Below are 19,891 nucleotides of genomic sequence, written 5' to 3'. Positions count from 1 at the left end.
AGCGGTTTCCGCCGACGGCTTCCACGGGACCGTACCGCGCCGCCGGCGCCTGCCCCGGCGTCGTCAGCTGAAGCTGCCGGCCACCGCCCCAGCGCCGGCCAGGCAGGAGGCGGTGATGACGGCGGCAAAGCCGCCGAGCCAGATGCCGGCGGGCACCCCGGTGCGCCGGGACAGGATGTAGGCATCCGAATTGGCCAGCGCGTGCCGGCGCCGGGTGTGCACCCCGAGGACCTTGAACCAGTCCCGGACCGCACCCACCAGCAGCGCCACCCCGACGGCCAGGGTGAAGTAGCCCAGGAACACCGGGGTGGCGTACCAGACCAGCAGCACCGCGGCGGCGGCGCAGGACACCGCGATCACCGCCCCCTGCCAGTTGCGGATGAACAGCAGCGTGGCCAGCAGCAGCAGCGCGCTGACCGAGAGCGCCAGCCCTGACCAGCCGGCGTAGGCGGCCCAGACCAGCGCGGCGCCGGTGACGGCGGGGGCCGGGTAGCCCCAGAATCCGGCCCACGCCGCCCCGGCGGCGCCGGATCCCCTGGCCAGGCTGTGCATGGCCCCGGAATGGTCGAACCGCAGATGGATGCCCTTGACGACCTGGCCGGTCATCAGTGCCGCGAAGGCATGGCCGAGCTCGTGCACCACGGTGACGAAGAGGCCGAACCAGCGCCAGCCGGCCCGCGGCACGGATACGGCCACGGCGCCGGCGAGGATGAGCACCAGCACCAGCGGAGCCGGATCCAGCGGCGCCCCGCGCTCGAATCCGGCGAGCAGCTTGTCCCACCACTGGGCAGCAACCTCCCGTGCCGTGCCTGCTGCGGCGTCTGCGGCGGTGCTCATGCTTGCTGGATCTCCTGATCTTCGCGGGGTGCCTGACGCCGCCACGCTAGCAGGCCATGCCGGGCGGCGACCGTGACCTTCGTCTCGATACTTGACAGTTCAAGCAATCCCGGGCACCATTTTAGTTGAAGCCTCAATAAAAGGCGCCTGCCGCCGGCCGAGGCGGCCAAGTGATTGACCTCCAAGACCACCGAAGGATCCAGATGAACAACCCCGCCCTGACCACCATCGCCCGCACCGTGCTGCGCGTCGTCGCCGGCTTCCTCTTCGCCGCCCACGGCTGGCAGAAGTTCAACCAGTTCACCATTGCCGGCACCCAGGGCGCCTTCGCCCAGATGGGCGTGCCCGCAGCGGACCTCGTGGCCCCGGTGGTCGCCACCCTGGAACTGGCCGGCGGGATCGCTCTGATCCTGGGCCTCTTCGCCCGCCCGGTCGCCCTGTTGCTGACCCTGAACATGCTCGGCGCCCTGTTCCTGGTCCACGCCCCGGCCGGCGTGTTCGTCGAGGCCGGCGGCTTCGAACTGGTGCTCCTGCTCGCCGCCGCGGCCCTGGCCGTCGCCCTGGTGGGCCCGGGCCGGCTGTCCGTGGACAATCTGCTGTTCGGCCGCACCTCCTCCAAGCTGGCCGTGCTGGCCTGACCGCACACCCCGCGGTCCTGACGGCTCCGGCCCCAAGGCGCGCACCTCCCACAGGAGGTGCGCGCCTTTTTATGTACCTCCTTAGCTTCTGTCAATGTCGATAACATTCCCAACTATGAGAGCGAAGCCGCTGGCGAAGGCCGAGGTGATCTGCATCCGCAGTCCATCGCGATCCTACGCGCGCTCATTCCCCCAGCCTGGACGGCCAAGCAGCTGGCGGTCACGCTCCCCCAGGCCGCGCTGTACCGGCACCTCAACACACTGCTGGGGGTCGGCTTGGTGGACATCGCCCATGAGCGGCAGGCCCGCGGCAGCGTCGAGCGAACCGCCCACGGAAACAGCACCAACTACCGAAGCACCGACCCCCGGCAAGGATGAGCGCCATGGCTGAGACGACCGCACCCGATTTCGCCCCGCTGGCCGCCCGCACCCGGATCAATGCCCTGGTCCTGCCGGTGGCGGTGGTTACGTCCTGCACGGTCCTGGTCCTTGCCTTCGGTACCCCGCTGCCGGTGCCGCTCCTGCTCGGCGCGGCCGGCTGGATCCTTGCCCTGGTGCTGCGCCAGCCCGTCGCGCTGGCTGCCTCCCGTTTCGCCGGCCGGGAGCGCGCGGCCACCATCGTGGGCTGGTGCTCCGGACCGGCGGAGGAACTGGTCCGGCTGGGCCTGGTCCTGCTGGCCCTGCACAGCTTCGAGGCGGCACTCTGGGCCGGTTTCGGCTGGGCGGCGGTGGAGGTGCTGCTGGTGGCCGTGAACACGCTCGTCATCGCGGACCTGGTGACCAAGGACGACCCGAAGTCCCGGCAGGCCCGGCAGCTGCTCGCGGACCAGGGCATGACCACCCCGCAGCACCCGCTGTGGGGACTGCTCGAACGCTTCAGCGCGACGGCGCTGCATCTGGGCTTCACACTGCTGCTGTTCGCGCAGCCCTGGCTGGTGCTGCTGACCCTCCCGGCCCATTCGCTGACCAATATGCTCGCCGTCCGTTTTGCCAAAACCCATCTGGGCCGCACCGAGGCCGCCCTCGCCGCAGCCGGCGCCCTAGCCCTGGCCGCGGGCCTGGCCCTGGCCCTGGCCCTGGCCCTGCCCGCGCAGCGCTGAGACGCTGGCCCGTCCATGGCGGAGGGGATAGGTTGGAGCCGTAACCGGCGCTACTGGCGAAGGAGCACACGATCATGACCGACGAACAGCCCGAGACCCTCGGCAGCCCGACCCCGGAATCGGGCTCCGGCCTCAAACGGGACCCCGAGGACTGGGTCACCGGCGACGAGCCGATGACCGATGCCCAGCGCAGCTACCTGGACACGCTGGCCCGCGAGGCCGGCGAGGAGCTGCCGGCGGATCTGACCAAGGCGCAGGCGTCGGAGCACATCGAGCGGCTGCAGGGCAAGAGCGGGCGGCTCCGCGGCAGCTCCGGCAACGCAGGCGACGGCGGCGATACGTGAGCCCGGCGCAGGAGTCCGGCGGCGCCGAGGCCCTGCTGGGCAATTTTTCGCTGGAGATGACCGGCAAGGACGTGCCGGCCCTGGAAGAGGCAGCCCCGGTCATCCCGCCGGGAACCCGGATCAACGTCACGTTCCTAGGCAACGAGGACCTGCGGATGCGGGTCGCCGCCGCCACCGCCGTACGGAGGCTGGGCTTTGTCCCAGTCCCCCACATTTCGGCCCGCCGCCTGGCCTCCCGGCAGGAACTGGAGGAATTCCTCGACGCCCTGGCCACCGAGGCGGCGCCCAAGGATGTGTTCGCGGTCGCCGGGGACCCGGCGAAGCCGTTGGGGCCCTTCGAGGATTCCTATGCCCTGATCCGGTCCGGGCTGCTGGGCAACTACGGCATCGAGCACGTCAGCATCAGCGGTTACCCCGAAGGGCACCCGGACATCAGCGACGCGACCCTCTGGCAGGCGCTGACCGACAAGTACGCGGCGCTGAAGGACCTGGGCCTGGAGTCGAGCATCATCACCCAGTTCGGGTTCGACGTGGATCCGGTACTGTCCTGGCTGGCCGAACTGCGGCAGCGGGGCATCTGGGCGCCGGTGCGCCTGGGCGTGCCGGGACCGGCAGGCGTCAAGCGCCTGCTCAGCTATGCCCGCCGCTTCGGCGTCGCCTCCTCGGCGGGGATCGCGCACAAGTACGGGTTCTCGCTCACCAACCTGCTGGGCACTGCCGGACCGGACAAGTTCCTCCACGAGTTTGCCCGCCGCTACGAGGCGGCCGGGCACGGGGCGGTGCTGCTGCACTTCTACACCTTCGGCGGACTCAAGGCCACCGCCGAGTGGGTGCGGGACTTCCGGCAGGCCGCGGCCGGCTGAGCCCGCCCGGCAGGCGGCAGGTGCCCGGGGCACCTGCCGCCTGCCGGTTCAGCCGCGGCGTCCGGTCCGCCAGCCGCCGTGGTAGTCCTTGCGTACCGTCTCGGCGTACGGGACAGGACTGACGACGGCGCGCACCTCGATCTGCCGGTGGGGCTCCACGGTGGTCTTGCGGGTGCCGCCGTCGGGCTCGCCCCAGACCACCGTCAGCTCCGTGCCTTCGGGCACGTCCGGGGCGACGGTGGCCAGCGACAGCGCGCGCCGCTCGTTGGCGCTGTAGCCGGTGAACATGGACAACCCCACGGTGGTGCCGTCGGCGTCCACGACAGCGTCGTAGTTCGAGGAACCGTAGTTGGCCAGCGGCAGGTCGAAGTACTTGTACGGCAGGCCCTCGGTCTCGAACAGCGAGGCGAAGATCCTGGCTACGTCCTCGCCGTTCCAGGCCAGGGTGACCTTCCGGCGCTGGCTGGCCGGGTCGATCTTCTCCAGCACCTCGCGGCCGATGAAGTCGTGGTCGAACTTCACGAAGGACCCGTAGCCCAGCTCCCACGGGGTCAGGTAGTAATCCTCGATGTTCCCGGAGACGAAGCTGCCGGCCACCGCGTTGGTGGCCTCGTAGCTGTCCGCGCCCAGCCATTCGCGGTAGGGGCGCAGTTCCTCGCCGGTGTAGATCGCCGGCAGCGGCGACGGGATCCAGCCCGACTCCAGAGTGTTGGAGGGGTAGGCCCGGGCGCCCACGGCCAGCAGGCCGAACTCCTGCCCGGCTTCCAGGATGGTGTCGCGGACCTTGTCGTAGGACTCGTACGGCCCCCACAATTCCAGGCCGGGGGCGCCGGCCATGCCGTGGCGCAGCGTGCGCACGGATTCGCCGGCGATGCCCATCTGGTCCATGTTGAAGAACTTCAACTGCTCTACCGGGCCGCCGTTGAGCTTTTCGATGATCTGCCAGGCGTTTGGGCCTTGGATCTGGAAGCGCCAGTACTTGCGCTGCACCGGCTTGCCCATCGGGCGCGACGGCGAACGCCGGTCAACCTCGATCTCGACGTCGTAGCCGCCGGTGGTGCCGTGGAAGAGCAGCCAGTTGGCCGCCGGCGCACGCCCGACGTAGACATATTCATCCTCGGCCTCATGGAAGAGGATGCCGTCGCCGATCACGTGCCCGGCGGGGGTGGTGGGCACGTACTGCTTGGCCTTGTTGACCGGGAACTGCGCAACGCTGTTAATGGCGGTATCCGAAATCAGCTTCAGCGCATCGGGGCCCTTAATGAACAGGTTGTCCATGTGGTGCGACTGGTCGAACAGCACCGCGGACTCGCGCCAGGCGCGCTGCTCGCTGCGCCAGTTCGTGAATTCCGGGGCGACGACGGGGTAGATGTAGGCGCCAAGCTGGGAATTGCGCAGCAGGTCGACGGTATTGCCGGAAGCGTCCAGGACTTCCTGCAGGTTCTTTGCGCTCATTGATTCTTGTCCTCCCTGGTCGGGGCCGGGTGTGATCCAGTGCACAGGTCTGCAAAGCGACTCTAGGCCTATGGACGTAGATATGTCGACCGTGGCCGGCGGGCCCGCCGGTTCCTGCCCTGCCAGTCTCCGGCGCCGGCGAACCACGAAATATAGTGCGGTGACCGGCAACGCGCCCGCGGGGAAGAACGGCACGGTGAAACTCAGCGGTGCGCCCTCGCGCTGCGCACCCACGAGCAGGGCCGGACGCTGCCGCTGCGGCACACGGCATTGACTAGTCAGTCTGCATAGCCATTTCGTGTATTAGCAGGTCAAGATGCACAGACTGCCCACTCCATCGGGGACTGATTGCGCAGTGGCTGCGGCTCGGGCCACACTCCTTGCCAAGAGACCATGACGTCCCGAAAGCACTGAGGAGTCCCGCCATGACCGCCGTCGCAGACCGCCCCGCGAACACCGCCGCCACCACCGCCGCTACCGAGGCCACCGCCACCGTCCCCCAGGCCGTGGCACGGGTCGTGCGCGAGCGCGCCACCGTCCTCTTCGGGCTGATGGGCAACGGCAACGCCCATCTGATCAGCGAGCTGACCAGCACCGGCTTCCCCTTCGTCACCGTGCGCCATGAGGCCGGCGCGGTGGCCGCGGCGGACGCGTATTTCCGCGCGTCGGGGAAGCCGGCCACGGCCACCGTCACCTACGGCGCCGGGTTCACGAACACCCTCACCGCCCTGTCCGAGGCCGCCATCGCCCGCATCCCGCTGATCCTGATCGTCGGCGACGCACCCGCCTCCGGGCCGCGCTTCTTCGATATCGACCAGGTCGGCATGGCCGCCGCTGCCGGCGTCGAGACGGTGTGCCTGGACGCCCAGGACCCGGCCGCCCAGGTCCGTGACGCCTACGACCGCGCCGCGGCGGAGTCCCGGCCGATCGTCGTCGCCATCCCGTATGACCTGGTGGAGGTCCCGGTACAGGCCGTCACGCAGCCGGCCGAAGCACTGCACCTCACGACGCCGGCCCCCGCCACGCCGGCGGCCGCGGAACTGGAGCCGCTGGTCGCCGCGCTGCGCGGCGCCGAGAGGCCGCTAATCATTGCCGGCCGCGGCGTCGTCGACTCCGCCGGGGCCCCCGAGGCCCTGCGCCGGCTGGCCGACGGGCTGGGTGCCTTCATCGCCACCACCGTGATGGCCCGCAATGTGGCCGGCCCCGAGGGCGATCTGGGCATCGCCGGCGGCTTCGCCCGGCTCGAGCGCGTGGAGATCATGCGCCAGGCCGACGTCGTGCTGGTGGTCGGAGCGGGCATGAACCCGTTCCAGATGCGCTACGGCACCCTGGTGTCCGGGGACGCCACCGTGCTCCAGGTGGACCGCCGCGCCGGCCAGCGCCATGAGCGCACGGACCGCTTCCTCGTCGCGGACGCCGGTGCCGTACTGGCGGCCCTGGCGGCGGCGTTCGGCGCCACCCCGCAGGAGAACGGCCGTCCCGACGGCGGCTGGCGCGGCCGCCAGCCCCTGCCGGCGGCTCCGCGTGTGGAGGACATGCGCGAGGATGGCTCCGTGGAGGACGGGCTGGCCCCGGACGGCCGGCTGAACCCGCGGACGATGGCGCTGGCGCTGGAGGGCATCCTGCCCCGCGAGCGGACGTTCGTGCAGGACGGCGGACACTTCATTGGCTGGATCCCGCTGATGTGCTCGGTGCCGGATGCGCGTTCCCACCTGTTCGTCGGCACGGCGTTCCAGTCGATCGGGCTGGGCTTCCCCTCGGCCGTGGGTGCCGCGGTGGCCCGCCCCGAGCGGACCACCGTGCTGGTGACCGGCGATGGCGGCGGGCTGATGGCCCTGGCCGACTTCGAGAGCTTCGTGCGCCAGGCGCGCAGCGGCGTGGTGGTCGTGTTCAACGACGCTGCCTATGGTGCCGAGCTGCACCAGTACGCCGCCCGCGGACTGGACGAGGCGGCCATGCTCATCGAGGAGGTGGACTTCGCCGCCCTGGGCCGGGCCTTCGGTGCCGAGGGCGTCAAGGCCCGCAGCCTGCAGGACCTGGACGCGCTCAAGGACTGGGTGTCCCGCGGTGCCGAGGGCGTGTTCGTGCTGGACCTGCCCATCTCCCAGGACGTGGTCGCCGAGTACATGGCCGAGTCGATGGCCGGCGCCCAGCCCGCGCCGCGTCCGCTGCCGGTGGGCTGAGGCGCAGTTTCCCCCGCCATCGGGTGCAGGGGCGCGTCACCCACTGCCCACCATCTGGCGGTCAATGGATGCCTTCGGAAAGGGGTTTCAGCCCGATCCGCATCATCCATCGACCGCCAGTTGCCTGCGAAGGGTGAGGCCCCGGTGCGTGGGGGGCGAAGCACTTCGTGTGCGGGGCGGGGAATGCGAGCCCCGGTCGCGTGGGATGTGAGGCCCGGGTGCACAGGACGTGAGCGCGCGTGCCGTGATTGGAGACGCCCGGCCTTCCCTGGGCCCCGACGCCGGCTCCATCCTCGGCATGCCGCGGGCGCTGCTGGTGAAGGCCGGCCCGCACTTCGCGGTCCCGGTGCTGGGCACCATCGCCGCGACCATCATGGCCGGCGGCCTGGGCCTGGGCGCGCTGCCGATGTCCGGGATGTACGCGGCCCACACCGGCCAGGACGCCTCCGCCGTCATGGGCGACCTGATGTCCGCCGTCGTGCTGGCCAACGTCTTCTGCATCATCTTCGCCGGCCTGCTCAACGGCCTGGGCAAGAACCGGCCGGCCCTGTTCGCCGGGTTCAACGGCAACGGCGACCTGATCCGGGTCAAGGGCGACCGCCGGGACCTGTCGATGCCGAAGAAGGCCGCCCACTCCACGCACATCACCCTCGGCAAGGGCCTGCTCTTCGCCGCCGTGATCTTCGTGGTCGGCGAGCTGGTGGGGGCACACCTGACTTTCCTGCACCCCTACGCCTGGGCCATCATCATGGTGATCCTCAAGCTGACCGGCTGGCTGCCCAAGGACCTCGAGGAGTCCGCCACCGACTGGGGCGACCTCATCAACGCCGTGCCGGTCCCGGCCCTGCTGGTAGGCGTCTCCCTGGCCTACATCAAGATCGACGAGGTCCTCGTCTCCCTGGCCGACCCGGCCTTCATCATCCTGACCTTCCTGTGCGTGCTCGTGGCCGGCCTGTCCTCCGGCATCATCGGCTGGCTGGTGAAGTTCAACTTCGTGGAAGTGGCGATTGTCCCCGGACTCGTCATGGCGGACATCGGCGGATCCGGCGACGTCTCGGTCCTCAACGCCTCCGAGCGCATGCACCTGATGCCGTTCGCCGCGATCACCAACCGCATCGGCTGCACCCTGGTGCTGTTCCTGACCTCCCTGATGGTGCCGATGCTGGCCCTCTGACACGGTGAGGACCTGATTTTCCTCCCAATACCAAATACGAAACCGGTGATCACGAGGGAATGGCTTCCTGCTGACCGCTGCGGTCCGGGACGGGCGCAGGCGCCACACCCTGAACGTGGATGTGGAGGGACGGGGTTGTGGCACCGTGGTCGAGGGGACTGCCCACGGACCGCAGGAGCCGGCGTGGCCGGTGCCCAGGCCGCGCCGGGGCGTGACACGAGCATGTTCAACAAACTGATCCGCTGGGCGGACAACTGGCCGGTGACTACGTCCGCGGACAACTGAAGCAGCGCACCGGGGCCCGGAATGGCGCGGTCGTAGTAAGATTCTTGCTCTGCCCGGTGACCTGGATGTCACGGCACAGGCGGTGGAACGGGCCGTGCGGGGCCCGCTGCGTGCCGTCGGCCCGCAGGCGGCCCTGGTCAACGCCGACGGACGGGCGATCACCGCCGTCGCTTACGGGCTTGAGGCCGGGGACCTGACCACCGGCGGTGACGGCGCGCCGGCCGGCCGCAGCTTCCGCATCCTTCAGACCGCCCGGCCGCGCTGAACCGGCGCGGGGCCGGTTCAGCGCCGGGCCCGCGAAGCCTTAGGGTACCGCGGGCAGGTGCCCGCTGCGCCCCCGCTGCGCCAGGAGCTGCGCGTCGGCGAAGATGTCCGGCAGGACGGCCTCGCGCCCGGCTTCGAGCCGTTCGGCCCACGTTTCGACGGCGGCCCGGGCCAGCGAGGTGCACAGTTCCACGGCCACCCGCAGCTGCAGGTCAGCCGCCCCGGAAGGGCCGAACCGGGCCTGAAGCGCCTGCAGCAGCCGGGAGTTGCGGGCTGCCCCGTGCCGTACCAGCGCCGAACGCAGCAGCGGTTCGCGCCGCACCAGCCGGCTTACCCGGAGCATCCGCTGTGCGGCCGGGCAGGCGTGGTCCGCGAAGTCCTGCAGGACGCGCAGGTAGACCGTTGCCAGCTCCGTGCAGGGGTCCGCGTCCGGGTCGGCCTGCTGCACTGCCGCTTCGACCGCATCCTCGAACTCCCGGTGCACCGGGAGTGCGGCATCCTCCTTGGTGGCGAAGTAGCGGAAGAAGGTGCGCTGCGAGACTCCCGCCGCTGCGGCAATCTCCTCCACGGTGGCTGCCTCCAGCCCCCGGTCCTCGAACAGCTGCAGGGCGGCCTCGCTGATTTCCGCCATCGTCTGTCGGCGGCGCCGCTCGCGCAGCCCGGACGCGGCTCCTGCCGCCGCCGTCGTTGGATCTCCTGCCCCGCTCGCAGCCATGCAGCCGTCCCCCCGCTTGCCCCTGTGTTCGCCTTCGGAGATCAAGGCTACCGCACGTTTGTCATGGGCGTGCCAATATGGCAGTATCTGCCATATTGGCACGAAAGGGCAATTATAAGCATGAAACTGAACGTTGGCGACACCCTTGTCTACCCCCACCACGGCGCAGTCACTGTCATCGAACTGAAAACCCGTCCCTTCAATTCCGTCGAGACCAAATTCGTCAGGCTCCAGGTACACCACAACGGGCTGATGATCGAACTGCCCGCCGCGAACGCGGACAAGGTGGGCATCCGGCGCGCCATCGGCAGCCGCGGTGTCAAGCGTGTGCTCGGCATCCTGGGCTCGCCTGTCCCGGCCGCGGCGCCCAAGGAAATCTGGTCCCAGCGGTTCAAGACCAATCAGGCGAAGGTCACCACCGGCGACGTCTTCCAGGTCAGCGAAGTGGTCCGCGACCTGACCCGCCGCGCCCAGGCGGGGCACCTCTCGGCCGGCGAGAAGCACCAGCGCGAGGAGGCCATGCAGATCCTGGTGTCCGAACTGGCCGTCTCACTGAAGACCGACGAGGTTGCGGCCCGCGCCCTGATCGAGGGCATCTTCGAGCCGGCGGAACAGCGCGCCGCCAGCTGAGCGGGGCGCCGGCCCGATCCGCCGTCCGAGATTGGCCTTGTGTTCACCTTTTGGATTTCTGTGTCCTGCACCATATAGTGGGAACGCGTCACACCATGTGATCTACAACACAGCGGATGAAGATGATTAACACAGTCTCAAATGATTACGGCACTCCGGCCACACCCGACCGGTCCGCACGGCTGGGGGCCGCGGACAGTCCCTTCGAGGAATGGGTGGATGTCAGCCTCCATCTGGAGCCGGCGCTGGGCATCATCCAGCTCAGCGTCCCGGACCAGCCCGGGGAGGCACCGGCACTGCTGATGTACTCCGACGACTTCGAGGCGGTGCTCCGGGCCGCCGCCGAGTCGGATGGACGGGGTGTCTGGTGCGCCAAGTACTCGAAGCTGCTCATTCCCAGCACGCATGCCGGCGCCGGCAACCGGTTCTTCACCTTGTTCCAGGACGATCCCGCCGAATCCCGGAACTGACCCGGGAGCGCCCTGGCGCCGGCACACCTCTTGTCCGGAATGGGGCTCCGGAGGATGATGTTGGCTATCCAACCCTGCAGCGGCCGCTGCGGCCGGAAACTGCCTGGGACCTACGGGGAAGGCCAGGGATCAGTTGAGCTCACGAACGGCAGCAGGAATCCGATCCGACCGGCGCGGATGGCTGCCGTTGGCCATGGTCTGCCTGGGCAGCTTCGCCATTGTCCTGAACTTCGCGGTCCTGAGCATCGGCGTGGGGGACATCGTCCGGGACCTGCGGGTACCGCTGGCCATCGTCCAGCTGGCCCTGGTGACCTACTCCGTGCTGGCGGCCGCCCTGGCCATGGCTGGCGCAAAGCTCAGCTCGCTGCTCTCCCCCGTGCGGATCCAGCTGCTCGGCCTGAATCTCTATGCCGTGGGCATGCTCATCACCGCGGCGGCCATCAATGGCCCGGTCCTGGTCGCCGGCCAGATGGTCGCCGGCGTGGGGGCGGCCCTGCTGGTGCCCAACGGGCTGGCCATCCTGGAGGCCGCCTACGACGGCAGGCGGCGCAGCACCGCCGTCGCCATCCAGGCGGCCACCACCGGTTTTGCCGCCACCCTAGGACTGCTGCTCGGCGGGCTGCTGATCAGCACCCTCGGCTGGCGCGCCCCGTTCCTGCTGCTCGGGGTGCTGGCCGTCGCGGCGCTGCTGTGCGGCAGCCTGGTCCGGCTGCCGCTGCCGCAGGAAACCGACAGCATCGACGCCGCCAGCGTGCTGCTGCCCTGCCTGGGCGTGGTCCTGGTCATCGGCGCCGTCAACCAGATGGGTGTGTGGGGGTTCGTGGCCGCGACCCACGATGCCCCGTTCAGTTTCCTGGGCCTCTCCCCGGCTCCGCCGATGCTGCTGGCCGGCCTGCTGGTGCTGCAGCTGTTCGTGGCGCGCCAGCAGGCGATCCGGCAGGCGGCCCAGCTTCCGGGCGGGGCCCGGATCCGGGCCCCGCTGCTGGCCCCGTCCGTGCTCGCCTCTCCCGAGCGCAGGGCCCTGCTGGTCTGCCTGGTCGCAGTGAACCTGCTCTTCGGGGGCATCAGCTTCCTGCTGCTGCTGTACGCGCAGACGGTGCTCGGCTACGACGCCGTGCAGGCGGCCCTGCTGCTGATGCCGCTGGCGATGGCGACCTTCCTGGCGGCGGCAGCCTCCGGCACGGCGGTGCGGTATGTTCCGCCCAGATCCCTGCTGACCTGCGTTTACCTGCTCGGCTGCGGCGGCACGGTGCTGCTGGCCTACGCGGCCGCCGTGGACTGGGGCGGTCCGGCGTTGGCGGCGGGGCAGGTGGCCACCGGAGTGGCCGTCGGGTTGGGACTCTCGCTCGGCAGTGCGTTCCTGGCCGTGTCGGCCGAGCCGGAACTGGCCGGGGAAATCGGCAGTGTCCGCGGCCTGGCGTCCTTTCTGGGCACGGCCCTGGGCACCGCGCTGGGCGGGACCGTCCTGCTCGCCGGCCTGGACAATATCGGGAACCTGGTGGCCCGGCAGGGCTTCACGCTGCCACCGGATGTGACCCTGGATCCTGCCACGGCCGCCTTCGTCCCCAACGGTGCGCTGCACACGTTCTTCTCCGGGTCGGCCTGGAACCTCACGCCGGAGCAGGTCTCCTCCGCCGTCAACATCAGCGTGCAGGCCAGGCTGGACGCGCTGCAGACGTCCCTGGTGGTGCTGGCCCTGGCCTCGCTGGCCGGCGTAGCCACCGCGCGCCTGCTGCCGGGCCGGCGGCAGCTTCTCCCCCGGCGTTAGCGGCCTAGTCTGCGAGGATTCCCAGTTCGCGCAGCTGCTGGGCGATGCCCGCCCCGTCGGGTGCATAGATCCATGGCACTTCCGGCATCTTGGCCGGTTCATGCGAGCGCCCGCCGGCCAGCACGGCCTCCCGGGTGGAGAGCTGCCGGATGGCAATGGCCGCCACATGCTCCGGGAAGCGCCGGGCGAACCCCGCATAGATGGCCTCGTCGTGCTGGCCGTCGTCGCCGATCAGCAGCCACTTCACCTGCGGGAACTCCTGGGCCAGCCGGACGAGCTCGTCCTGCTTGTGCTGCTGGCCGCTGCGGAACCAGCGGTCATGGGTGGGTCCCCAGTCCGTCAGCAGCAGGGCACCATCCGGATACAGGTTGCGGGAGAGGAACCGGGTCAGGGTCTGCGCCACGTTCCAGGCCCCGGTGGACAGGTACAGCACAGGGCAGCCCGGATTGCTCCGGGCGATCCGGTCCATCAGCACCGCCATGCCTGGCGTGGCCGTGCGCGCGTGCTCGTCCAGGACGAAGGTGTTCCAAGCGGCCAGGAACGGACGCGGCAGCGCCGTCACCATGACGGTGTCGTCCACGTCGGAGACCACGCCGAAGCGGATGTCCCGGGGAAAAATATGCACCACTGCCTCGGACGGATCCGAGTCCTCGCAGGTGAGCACCACGGTGTTCCGGCCCTCGGGCAGTTCCACCTGGATCCGCGCATCCACCACTCCGCCGCGGTCCGCGACGGCTTCATGGCGCACGCCGTTGACTTCCACCGTCACTTTCGCGTTGGCCACCGGCGGACTGATGAAATTGCGCCACCCGCGGATGCCGTCCGCCACCAGCTTCGAGGAGACCAGGCCGCGCTCGAAGGCTCCCTCGCGGGCCACCACCACGCGCCCGAGGACCCGGATCCAGCCGGCCGTGCCGTAGCCGGTGAACGGCAGGACATGGGCCACATCCCCGCGCCCGCGGGCCCGCCGCTCCCGGAAGGCCTGCCAGCGGTCTTCGAGGCGCATCCCGATATGTGCGGCCTTCTCCAGGACCTCGGTCTCTTTTCCTGCACTGCCTGCCATGGCCCAAGTCTGGCACGTCCGGGTGTGGTGCAGGAAACATGTCCCGCCCGAAGGCCGGTCCGGCCCCCCGGACGGGCGTCCGGATCAGACGCTGACGGCGGCGGATTCGCGGCGGACCGCAGCGAAGCCCTTGGCCCAGGGCACGAGCTGGTCCAGCATCGGGGCCAGGGTGCCGGCGTTCTGTTCGGTCGGGCTGAATTCGGTGAAGTTCTCGAAGTCGGTGAACAGGCTGAACATGACCTGGCTGCGCACGTGGGCGACCTGCAGCTCGGACAGGACCCCGCGCAGGTGCTCGGCGGCGCGGGCACCGCCCATGGAACCGTAGGAAACGATGCCGGCGGCCTTGTTGGTGAACTCGGCGTTCAGGAAGGACAGCGCATTGGTCAGGGCCGGTCCGACGGAGTGGTTGTACTCGCTGGTGACGAAGACGAAGCCGTCGAAGGCGCTGATCCGGGCGGAGAAGGCCCGGGTGTGTTCGTTCCGGTAGTCCTGGTAGGCGGCCGGGGACGGCTCGTCCAGCAGCGGCAGATTGAAGCTGCTGATGTCCACCAGTTCGAAGCTGGCGTCCTGGCGGGCGGAGGCCTGGGCGAGGACCCATTCGGCCACCGAACTGCTTACCCGGCCCGGGCGGGTGCTGCCGGTGACAATGGCGATCCTGGGCAGGGGCCGCTCCGCCGGGGCGGCAGCATGCCGGGGGGTGCGGGCCGGATCGGCGCAGGCAGCGGACGGTGCGGGCACAGCAGTGCGGGACTTGCGGAAGAGATTCTTGAACCAGGACATGGCTGCCTTCGGTCGGAAACTTGATGTTTCAACTATTCTAGGGCCAGTTATATGACGTGTCAACAAGCAGGCCGGCGGTGGCATTACTGCTGTACCGATGCCTGTCCCGCGGAGTGTCCGCTGGCCGGGCGAACATAGTCGAAGATCACCGTGGTGTTGGTGCCGGCCACCTCCGGCCGCACGCTCAGGTTGTTGGCCACCAGATCCCGCAGCGCCGAAGAGTCCGGCACGGCCACATGGATCATGAAGTCCCGGTCCCCGGTGACGAAGAAAATGGCCTCCACCTGCGGCAGTCCGGCCAGATAGTCCTCGAACCGGCCCAGGTTCGACCGTGCGTGGGCCTGCAGCCGGATGGAGATCAGGGCCTGCAGGCCCCGGCCCACCGCCGCGGGGTCCACGTCCGCATGGAAGCCCCGGATGACGCCCCGCTCCCGCAGCGCCCGGATGCGGCTGTGGCAGGTGGAGGGGGCGATGCCGGCTGCGGCTGCGATGGCGTTGTTGGGCGTGCGGGCGTCGGCCTGCAGGATCTCGAGGATGAGCCGGTCGGTGGCATCCAGTCCGGGACGCCGAATTTCCTTCGGTCCGACCGGCCCGTACGGCATCCTTTCCGAATCTTCAGTCATGTCTTTCATGCTAGGCAGAATCTTCGGCGATGTGATTGCCCCCGCGGTTAATAATGTTCACCATGGGCTCAAGTGGTTCCTTGGGGGATTCCGGGCTGCAGCCCGCCCGGCGGACAGGAGGAAAACGGAATGTACGCTCGTTTGGCAGCCCCGCGCACCGCCGTCGTCGTCGGCGCAGGAATGGTAGGCCTGGCCACCGCCTGGCACCTGCAGGAGCGCGGCGTCGAGGTCACCGTGCTGGACCGCTCGGGCGTGGCAGCGGGTGCATCCTGGGGCAACGCCGGCTGGCTGACCCCGGGCATGGCCATGCCGCTGGCGGAGCCGGCGCTGTGGTCCTACGCACCGAAGGCGCTGCTCGATGCCACCGCGCCGCTGCATATTCCGGCCCGGCTGGATCCGCGGCTATGGCTGTTCCTGGCCCGTTTCGGACTCAATGCCACCGCCAAGGCCTGGACCCGCACCATGGCCGCGCTGACGCCGATCGACCAGATGGCGCTCGATGCCTTCGACGAACTGACCGAGGCCGGGGTCAGGGCCTGGACCAAGAAGGGTCCGTTCATCATCGGCTTCGAGCAGGAGAAGGAAAGCGGCCCCTTCGTCCACGAGATCGGGCAGGTGGAGAAGGCCGGCCAGCGCGTGCCGCTGCACCGGCTGGAGAACCCCCGGCTCAAGGTACCCCAGCTCTCCGTGGGCGTGTCCACCGTCTTCGAAATGGAGGGCCAGCGCTTCATCGAGCCCGGGCCGTTCGTCGAAGCCCTGGCCGAGGCCGTCCGGGCCCGCGGCGCGACGATCGTGGCCGGCGCAGAGGTCCGCGGGCTGCGGCACGGCCCGTCCGGGATCGCCGTGGATGCCTATGGGCACGAGCCGGTGGCCGCCGACGTCGTTGTACTCGCCACCGGGGCCTGGCTGCCGAAGCTGGCCAGGCCCCTGGGGGTGCGCACCATGATCCAGGCCGGCCGCGGCTATTCCTTCAGCGTCGCCACCGAAGACCCGGCCGAGTTCCCGATCTACTTCCCCGCCCGGCGCGTGGCCTGCACCCCCTACGAGGGCCGGCTGCGGATCGCCGGCACGATGGAATTCCGCGGCCCCGACGAGCCGCTGCAGACCGGCCGGATCGATGCGATCCTGGCCTCGGTGCGTCCGCTGTTCACCGGGATGGATCTGGAGAACCTGGAGGATATCTGGGTAGGGCCGCGGCCGGTCACCCCGGACGGGCTGCCGGTGGTGGGCGCCACCCGCTCCCCCGGAGTGTTCGTCGCCGGCGGCCACGGCATGTGGGGCATCGTGCTCGGGCCGGCCACCGGCAAGCTGCTGGCCGAGCAGATCGTCACCGGCACGGTGCCCGGGCAGATCAGGGCCTTCGACCCGCTGCGGTAGCCGGCGCCCTTCCCTGCCGCCGCAGGTGGTGCCACGATGTTCCTGTCCGCGCCGGGCGGACGGCACCACCCCTTGGGAGGCATCCCCATGAGCACTCTTTCCCCGGAACAGCTGGCGGCGCTGAAACCGCACGTCGTCAACCTCCGCGACGGCAAGGTGGCCGACCGCGGCGGCGGGGCCGGCCTCACCACTACCGCCGATGACGTGCGCGCCATCTTCGCCGAGCACCTGCCGCGCTTTGCTGCGGCGCACGGGCCCGGACCGGTGCCGCTGGTCATCTATGCCCACGGCGGGCTGGTGGACAAGGACGCCGGGCTGCGCATCGCCCAGGACCAGGTTGCCTGGTGGCAGCAGAACGGCGCCTACCCCATCCATTTCGTCTGGGAAACCGGCCTGGCCGGGTCGATCTGGGATGCCTTGAAGGACTGGGTCACCGGCGGCCGGCGCGGCTGGCTGGACGAGGCCCGGGACCGCGTATTGGAGCTTGCCGCCCGGTTCGGCCAAGGCCAGGCCGTCTGGGAGCAGATGAAGAACGATGCCGCGGCCGCCTCCGCGGACGACGGTGGCGCCCGCCTGTTCGCTGCGGAGCTGGGCAGGTACTGCACGGCCCAGCCGGGCCGGCTGAGCGTGCACGCCGTCGGCCACAGCGCGGGGTCGATCTTCCATGCCCACTTCATTCCGGCCGCCCTGGCCTCCGGCGTCCCGGAGTTCGCCACGGTCAGCCTGCTCGCCCCCGCGGTGCGCACGGACCTGTTCAAGGACACGCTCCAGCCGGAGGTGGGCCGCGGAATCAAGTCCCTGGCAATGTTCACCATGAACCAGGAGCTGGAACGGGAGGACAACTGCGTGGGCCTGTACGGGAAGTCCCTGCTCTACCTGGTCCGCGCCTCCTTCGAGCCGGAGGAGCCGGCCCCGATCCTCGGGCTGCAGGAAAGCGTGCGCTCCGATGCCGGACTGGCAGGGTTCTTCGGCGCCCCGGGCACCGGTGCCCGGGCCGAGGTCGTTTGGTCGCTGGCCACCGGCGGCGGGCGCAACGGCTGCCTGGCCACCACACATGGCGGTTTCGACAACGACGTGGCCACCATGGACAGCGTGGCCCGGCGCGTGCTGGGCACGGACACCATCACCTCCTACCCGGCCCGCCGGGCGGCGCCGCAGCTGTGGCCCTCCCCGGCCGAGGTCCGGACCGCCGCGCTCCCGGCCCTGCGCCCCGGGAGCCGCCGGCGCGCCCTGTGCATCGGCATCGATGAGTATCCCGGCGCCGACCGGCTCTACGGCTGCGTCGCCGACGCCGCCGCCTGGCGGGCCCAGCTCGAGACCGCAGGCTTCGAAGTACGGACGCTGCTCAACGGCGAAGCCACCCGGCAGAATATTCTGCTGGCCATCCTGGGGCTCGTCTCCACCAGCATGCCGGGCGACGTGCTCGCCGTGCAGTATGCCGGGCACGGCACGTACGTCGATGACCTGGACCAGGACGAGCAGGAAGCCGGCAACGCCGAGCAGCTCAAGGATGAAGCGCTGTGCCCGGTCGACTTCCGCGAAGGCCGCCTGGTGATCGACGACGACCTGGCCAAGATCTGGGAAGTGCTGCCCGAAGGGGTCAGCCTGACGGCCTTCTTCGACTCCTGCCATTCCGGCGATGCCCAGCGCCGGATCCAGCCGCTCAGCGCCCCGGCACTGGCGGGGCTGCGGCAGACGGCCGGCGAGCACGGCCGCCGCGCCCGCTTTGTGGTGCTGGACCAACAGACCACCGAACGCTACCGGGCCCTGCGCGGCAACCAGCGTACCTCCGGGGCGCGGGCCCGGGCGCGGGAAGTGCTGTTCAGTGCGTGCCGCCCCACCGAGGTCGCGTACGAGACCGGGGGCCGCGGCGACTTCAGTTCCGCGGCAGTCCCGCTGGTGGGCCAGGGCATCGGGCAACTGACCAACGAGCAGTTCCATGCCCGGGTCATGGCGGCCTTCGCCCAGCAGCCGCGGCAGAACCCGGAGCTGCACTCGGCGGAGCTGCTGCGCCGGCGGACCTTCCTGGCGCCGGTGCCCGGCATCATTCCGTCCGTGCCCGCAGCCGGGACAGACAGCCAGGCCGCGGGCACGGACGGTCCGCAGGCCACGGAGACGGACAGCCAGCAGGCCGGCACGGCCGGGGTGCTGCCCGGCACCGGCTTGGCCGCCGCGGCAGGTCCGGCCGGCGCGAGGCCGGAGCGCACCGGGACCGATCCGGCCCGGCAGCGGGCGCTCGTGGCGTTCCTGCGCGCCGCCGCCGACCTGCTGGACAGCTAGCTGTACTGACCATTCACGTTGGTGCCCTCCGGCGCGGCGAAGCAGGACGTGGCGAAATCCAGCACTGCGGCGGTGCGCCGGCTGGGTGCGACCTGTTCCGGCCACACGGCCGTGACCGAGGTGATCCCGGACCGCGGTGCAAGCGGCCGGACCACCACGCGTCGGCCTTCCGTGGTGGTGTCCTGCGAATTCGGCCGGGACATCAGCAGACTGTAGCCCAGCCCGCGGCCGACGAGGGCACGGACCAGCTCGATCACCGGCACGGACATCAGCAGGTTCGGGTTCAGGCCCCGTTCGGCGAACATCAGCCGGGTGTTCAGCGTGCTGGGGGTGGACTCGAGCATGATCAGCGGTTCCGGCGCCAGCTCGGTCAGGTCCACGGCCGCCTCGCCGGCCAGCCGGTGGTCCGCGGCGAGGATCGCCACCACCTCGGTCTCGTAGATGTTCCGGCGCTGCAGCCCGGGCGGCAGCTGCAGGTCGTAGACGATGGCCGCGTCCAGGCGCCCGGCATCCAGGGCGGACAGCAGCTCGTCCTGGCTGCCCACTTCGATCTCCAGCACCACCTCCGGGTGCAGGGCCGGGAAGCCCGCCAGCACCGGAGGCAGGACATTGCTGGCCAGGCCCGTGTAGCAGCCGAGCCGCACCGGCCCCTTGAGCCGCCCATTCACCTCCGCCAGCTCGCTGGCCAGCTCACCGGCCTCCCGCAGCAGGCGGCGCGCCCGCTCGGCAAAGAACTGGCCCGCCGGTGTCAGCTGCAGGCCCTTGGCCTTGCGCCGCACGCACAGCTGCTCCCCAACCGACTTCTCCAGGCCGGTAATGGCCTGGGACAGCGCCGGTTCCGAAATGTGCAGGGCCACGGCCGCGGCGCTGAGCGTGGGATGGTCCGGCAGGGCGGCAAACAGCTCAAGCTGCCGCAAGGTGAACTCAACCATAGATCTTCCATCTGCTCAAAGAAGTTTGGTTATTTTCCGAAGTTTACCCTATGAATAGCCCCGTGTGACACTGGTAACACTTCACCCGTGTCCGCAAGCTTTCAGGAGCC

The 19,891-nt window shown here is 70.0% G+C and carries 20 protein-coding genes; 13 read left to right on the top strand and 7 right to left on the bottom strand.

The window, feature by feature from the left end; all coding sequences use genetic code 11:
• Nucleotides 1-63 precede the first annotated feature (63 nt).
• Nucleotides 64-837: a M50 family metallopeptidase gene (locus HGG74_RS00240; RefSeq protein WP_168484343.1), complete on the bottom strand. Its 774-nt coding sequence runs from the start codon at nucleotides 835-837 to the stop codon at nucleotides 64-66.
• 203 nt (nucleotides 838-1,040) lie between these two features.
• Here HGG74_RS00240 and HGG74_RS00235 point away from each other — a divergent pair, with 203 nt between their 5' ends.
• The 5 genes from HGG74_RS00235 (at nucleotide 1,041) to HGG74_RS00215 (ending at nucleotide 3,782) form a co-directional block, all read left to right on the top strand.
• Entirely contained in the window at nucleotides 1,041-1,475 is a 435-nt protein-coding gene (locus tag HGG74_RS00235; RefSeq protein WP_168484342.1) for a DoxX family protein, read from the top strand.
• A gap of 57 nt (nucleotides 1,476-1,532) precedes the next feature.
• Entirely contained in the window at nucleotides 1,533-1,853 is a 321-nt protein-coding gene (locus HGG74_RS21295; RefSeq protein WP_168484341.1) for a helix-turn-helix domain-containing protein, read from the top strand.
• A gap of 5 nt (nucleotides 1,854-1,858) precedes the next feature.
• Nucleotides 1,859-2,575, top strand: coding sequence for a hypothetical protein (locus tag HGG74_RS00225; RefSeq protein WP_168484340.1), 717 nt, complete (start codon nucleotides 1,859-1,861; stop codon nucleotides 2,573-2,575).
• 74 nt (nucleotides 2,576-2,649) lie between these two features.
• Nucleotides 2,650-2,919, top strand: coding sequence for a DUF3072 domain-containing protein (locus tag HGG74_RS00220; RefSeq protein WP_168484339.1), 270 nt, complete (start codon nucleotides 2,650-2,652; stop codon nucleotides 2,917-2,919).
• Nucleotides 2,920-2,975: 56 nt separating this feature from the next.
• Complete coding sequence (locus HGG74_RS00215) at nucleotides 2,976-3,782, top strand: methylenetetrahydrofolate reductase (protein WP_168484714.1); 807 nt, start codon at nucleotides 2,976-2,978, stop codon at nucleotides 3,780-3,782.
• 48 nt (nucleotides 3,783-3,830) lie between these two features.
• Here HGG74_RS00215 and ligM read toward each other — a convergent pair whose 3' ends face one another.
• Complete coding sequence (gene ligM, locus HGG74_RS00210) at nucleotides 3,831-5,237, bottom strand: vanillate/3-O-methylgallate O-demethylase (RefSeq protein WP_168484338.1); 1,407 nt, start codon at nucleotides 5,235-5,237, stop codon at nucleotides 3,831-3,833.
• Nucleotides 5,238-5,662: 425 nt separating this feature from the next.
• On the opposite strand from ligM, the gene HGG74_RS00205 reads away from it, so the two are divergent.
• The 3 genes from HGG74_RS00205 (at nucleotide 5,663) to HGG74_RS00195 (ending at nucleotide 9,144) form a co-directional block, all read left to right on the top strand.
• A complete protein-coding gene (locus tag HGG74_RS00205) occupies nucleotides 5,663-7,420 on the top strand; it encodes a thiamine pyrophosphate-binding protein (protein ID WP_168484337.1) in 1,758 nt (585 codons plus the stop codon).
• Between the two features lie 229 nt (nucleotides 7,421-7,649).
• Nucleotides 7,650-8,594, top strand: a complete 945-nt coding sequence (locus HGG74_RS00200; protein ID WP_312856674.1) for a 2-hydroxycarboxylate transporter family protein — start codon at nucleotides 7,650-7,652, stop codon at nucleotides 8,592-8,594.
• Between the two features lie 379 nt (nucleotides 8,595-8,973).
• Nucleotides 8,974-9,144, top strand: a complete 171-nt coding sequence (locus tag HGG74_RS00195; protein WP_168484336.1) for a hypothetical protein — start codon at nucleotides 8,974-8,976, stop codon at nucleotides 9,142-9,144.
• 39 nt (nucleotides 9,145-9,183) lie between these two features.
• Here the strand turns inward: HGG74_RS00195 and HGG74_RS00190 are convergent, their stop codons facing one another.
• Nucleotides 9,184-9,858, bottom strand: coding sequence for a TetR family transcriptional regulator (locus tag HGG74_RS00190; RefSeq protein ID WP_168484335.1), 675 nt, complete (start codon nucleotides 9,856-9,858; stop codon nucleotides 9,184-9,186).
• A gap of 120 nt (nucleotides 9,859-9,978) precedes the next feature.
• Here HGG74_RS00190 and HGG74_RS00185 point away from each other — a divergent pair, with 120 nt between their 5' ends.
• From HGG74_RS00185 to HGG74_RS00175, 3 genes are all read left to right on the top strand, one after another.
• Entirely contained in the window at nucleotides 9,979-10,488 is a 510-nt protein-coding gene (locus HGG74_RS00185; protein ID WP_168484334.1) for a CarD family transcriptional regulator, read from the top strand.
• A gap of 116 nt (nucleotides 10,489-10,604) precedes the next feature.
• Complete coding sequence (locus tag HGG74_RS00180; protein WP_168484333.1) at nucleotides 10,605-10,958, top strand: hypothetical protein; 354 nt, start codon at nucleotides 10,605-10,607, stop codon at nucleotides 10,956-10,958.
• 193 nt (nucleotides 10,959-11,151) lie between these two features.
• Nucleotides 11,152-12,726: an MFS transporter gene (locus tag HGG74_RS00175; RefSeq protein WP_246262531.1), complete on the top strand. Its 1,575-nt coding sequence runs from the start codon at nucleotides 11,152-11,154 to the stop codon at nucleotides 12,724-12,726.
• 4 nt (nucleotides 12,727-12,730) lie between these two features.
• Here HGG74_RS00175 and HGG74_RS00170 read toward each other — a convergent pair whose 3' ends face one another.
• The 3 genes from HGG74_RS00170 to HGG74_RS00160 form a co-directional block, all read right to left on the bottom strand.
• A complete protein-coding gene (locus tag HGG74_RS00170; RefSeq protein WP_168484331.1) occupies nucleotides 12,731-13,789 on the bottom strand; it encodes an App1 family protein phosphatidate phosphatase in 1,059 nt (352 codons plus the stop codon).
• 84 nt (nucleotides 13,790-13,873) lie between these two features.
• On the bottom strand, nucleotides 13,874-14,452 hold the full coding sequence (locus HGG74_RS00165; RefSeq protein WP_168484713.1) for an NADPH-dependent FMN reductase: 579 nt from the start codon (nucleotides 14,450-14,452) through the stop codon (nucleotides 13,874-13,876).
• A 200-nt stretch (nucleotides 14,453-14,652) separates the two neighbouring features.
• A complete protein-coding gene (locus HGG74_RS00160; RefSeq protein ID WP_246262487.1) occupies nucleotides 14,653-15,192 on the bottom strand; it encodes an Lrp/AsnC family transcriptional regulator in 540 nt (179 codons plus the stop codon).
• Between the two features lie 129 nt (nucleotides 15,193-15,321).
• Here HGG74_RS00160 and HGG74_RS00155 point away from each other — a divergent pair, with 129 nt between their 5' ends.
• Together HGG74_RS00155 and HGG74_RS00150 are read left to right on the top strand one after the other, a co-directional pair.
• Entirely contained in the window at nucleotides 15,322-16,569 is a 1,248-nt protein-coding gene (locus HGG74_RS00155) for an NAD(P)/FAD-dependent oxidoreductase (RefSeq protein WP_168484329.1), read from the top strand.
• 87 nt (nucleotides 16,570-16,656) lie between these two features.
• The gene (locus tag HGG74_RS00150; protein WP_168484328.1) at nucleotides 16,657-18,849 is read left to right on the top strand and encodes a caspase family protein; all 2,193 of its coding nucleotides are present in this window, start codon (nucleotides 16,657-16,659) and stop codon (nucleotides 18,847-18,849) included.
• Here HGG74_RS00150 and HGG74_RS00145 read toward each other — a convergent pair.
• Nucleotides 18,846-19,781: a LysR family transcriptional regulator gene (locus tag HGG74_RS00145; RefSeq protein WP_168484327.1), complete on the bottom strand. Its 936-nt coding sequence runs from the start codon at nucleotides 19,779-19,781 to the stop codon at nucleotides 18,846-18,848. The two genes, HGG74_RS00150 and HGG74_RS00145, sit on opposite strands and share 4 nt — an antisense overlap.
• Between the last annotated feature and the right edge of the window lie 110 nt (nucleotides 19,782-19,891).

This window comes from Arthrobacter mobilis (assembly GCF_012395835.1).
In the GTDB taxonomy this organism is placed as follows: domain Bacteria; phylum Actinomycetota; class Actinomycetes; order Actinomycetales; family Micrococcaceae; genus Crystallibacter; species Crystallibacter mobilis.
The sequence above is the reverse complement of the archived record's forward strand: the minus strand, read 5'-3'. Positions and strand labels throughout refer to the sequence as shown.

What these genes read in the sequence shown, in the direction of transcription:
- HGG74_RS00240 (WP_168484343.1), bottom strand. Translation starts at nt 837, where the DNA reads ATGAGCACCGCCGCAGACGCCGCAGCAGGCACGGCACGGGAGGTTGCT.
- HGG74_RS00220 (WP_168484339.1), top strand. Translation starts at nt 2,650, where the DNA reads ATGACCGACGAACAGCCCGAGACCCTCGGCAGCCCGACCCCGGAATCG.
- HGG74_RS00170 (WP_168484331.1), bottom strand. Translation starts at nt 13,789, where the DNA reads ATGGCAGGCAGTGCAGGAAAAGAGACCGAGGTCCTGGAGAAGGCCGCA.
- HGG74_RS00205 (WP_168484337.1), top strand. Translation starts at nt 5,663, where the DNA reads ATGACCGCCGTCGCAGACCGCCCCGCGAACACCGCCGCCACCACCGCC.
- HGG74_RS00185 (WP_168484334.1), top strand. Translation starts at nt 9,979, where the DNA reads ATGAAACTGAACGTTGGCGACACCCTTGTCTACCCCCACCACGGCGCA.
- ligM (WP_168484338.1), bottom strand. Translation starts at nt 5,237, where the DNA reads ATGAGCGCAAAGAACCTGCAGGAAGTCCTGGACGCTTCCGGCAATACC.
- HGG74_RS00145 (WP_168484327.1), bottom strand. Translation starts at nt 19,781, where the DNA reads ATGGTTGAGTTCACCTTGCGGCAGCTTGAGCTGTTTGCCGCCCTGCCG.
- HGG74_RS00215 (WP_168484714.1), top strand. Translation starts at nt 2,976, where the DNA reads ATGACCGGCAAGGACGTGCCGGCCCTGGAAGAGGCAGCCCCGGTCATC.
- HGG74_RS00160 (WP_246262487.1), bottom strand. Translation starts at nt 15,192, where the DNA reads ATGACTGAAGATTCGGAAAGGATGCCGTACGGGCCGGTCGGACCGAAG.
- HGG74_RS00180 (WP_168484333.1), top strand. Translation starts at nt 10,605, where the DNA reads ATGAAGATGATTAACACAGTCTCAAATGATTACGGCACTCCGGCCACA.
- HGG74_RS00155 (WP_168484329.1), top strand. Translation starts at nt 15,322, where the DNA reads ATGTACGCTCGTTTGGCAGCCCCGCGCACCGCCGTCGTCGTCGGCGCA.
- HGG74_RS00225 (WP_168484340.1), top strand. Translation starts at nt 1,859, where the DNA reads ATGGCTGAGACGACCGCACCCGATTTCGCCCCGCTGGCCGCCCGCACC.
- HGG74_RS00190 (WP_168484335.1), bottom strand. Translation starts at nt 9,858, where the DNA reads ATGGCTGCGAGCGGGGCAGGAGATCCAACGACGGCGGCGGCAGGAGCC.
- HGG74_RS00235 (WP_168484342.1), top strand. Translation starts at nt 1,041, where the DNA reads ATGAACAACCCCGCCCTGACCACCATCGCCCGCACCGTGCTGCGCGTC.
- HGG74_RS00150 (WP_168484328.1), top strand. Translation starts at nt 16,657, where the DNA reads ATGAGCACTCTTTCCCCGGAACAGCTGGCGGCGCTGAAACCGCACGTC.
- HGG74_RS00175 (WP_246262531.1), top strand. Translation starts at nt 11,152, where the DNA reads ATGGTCTGCCTGGGCAGCTTCGCCATTGTCCTGAACTTCGCGGTCCTG.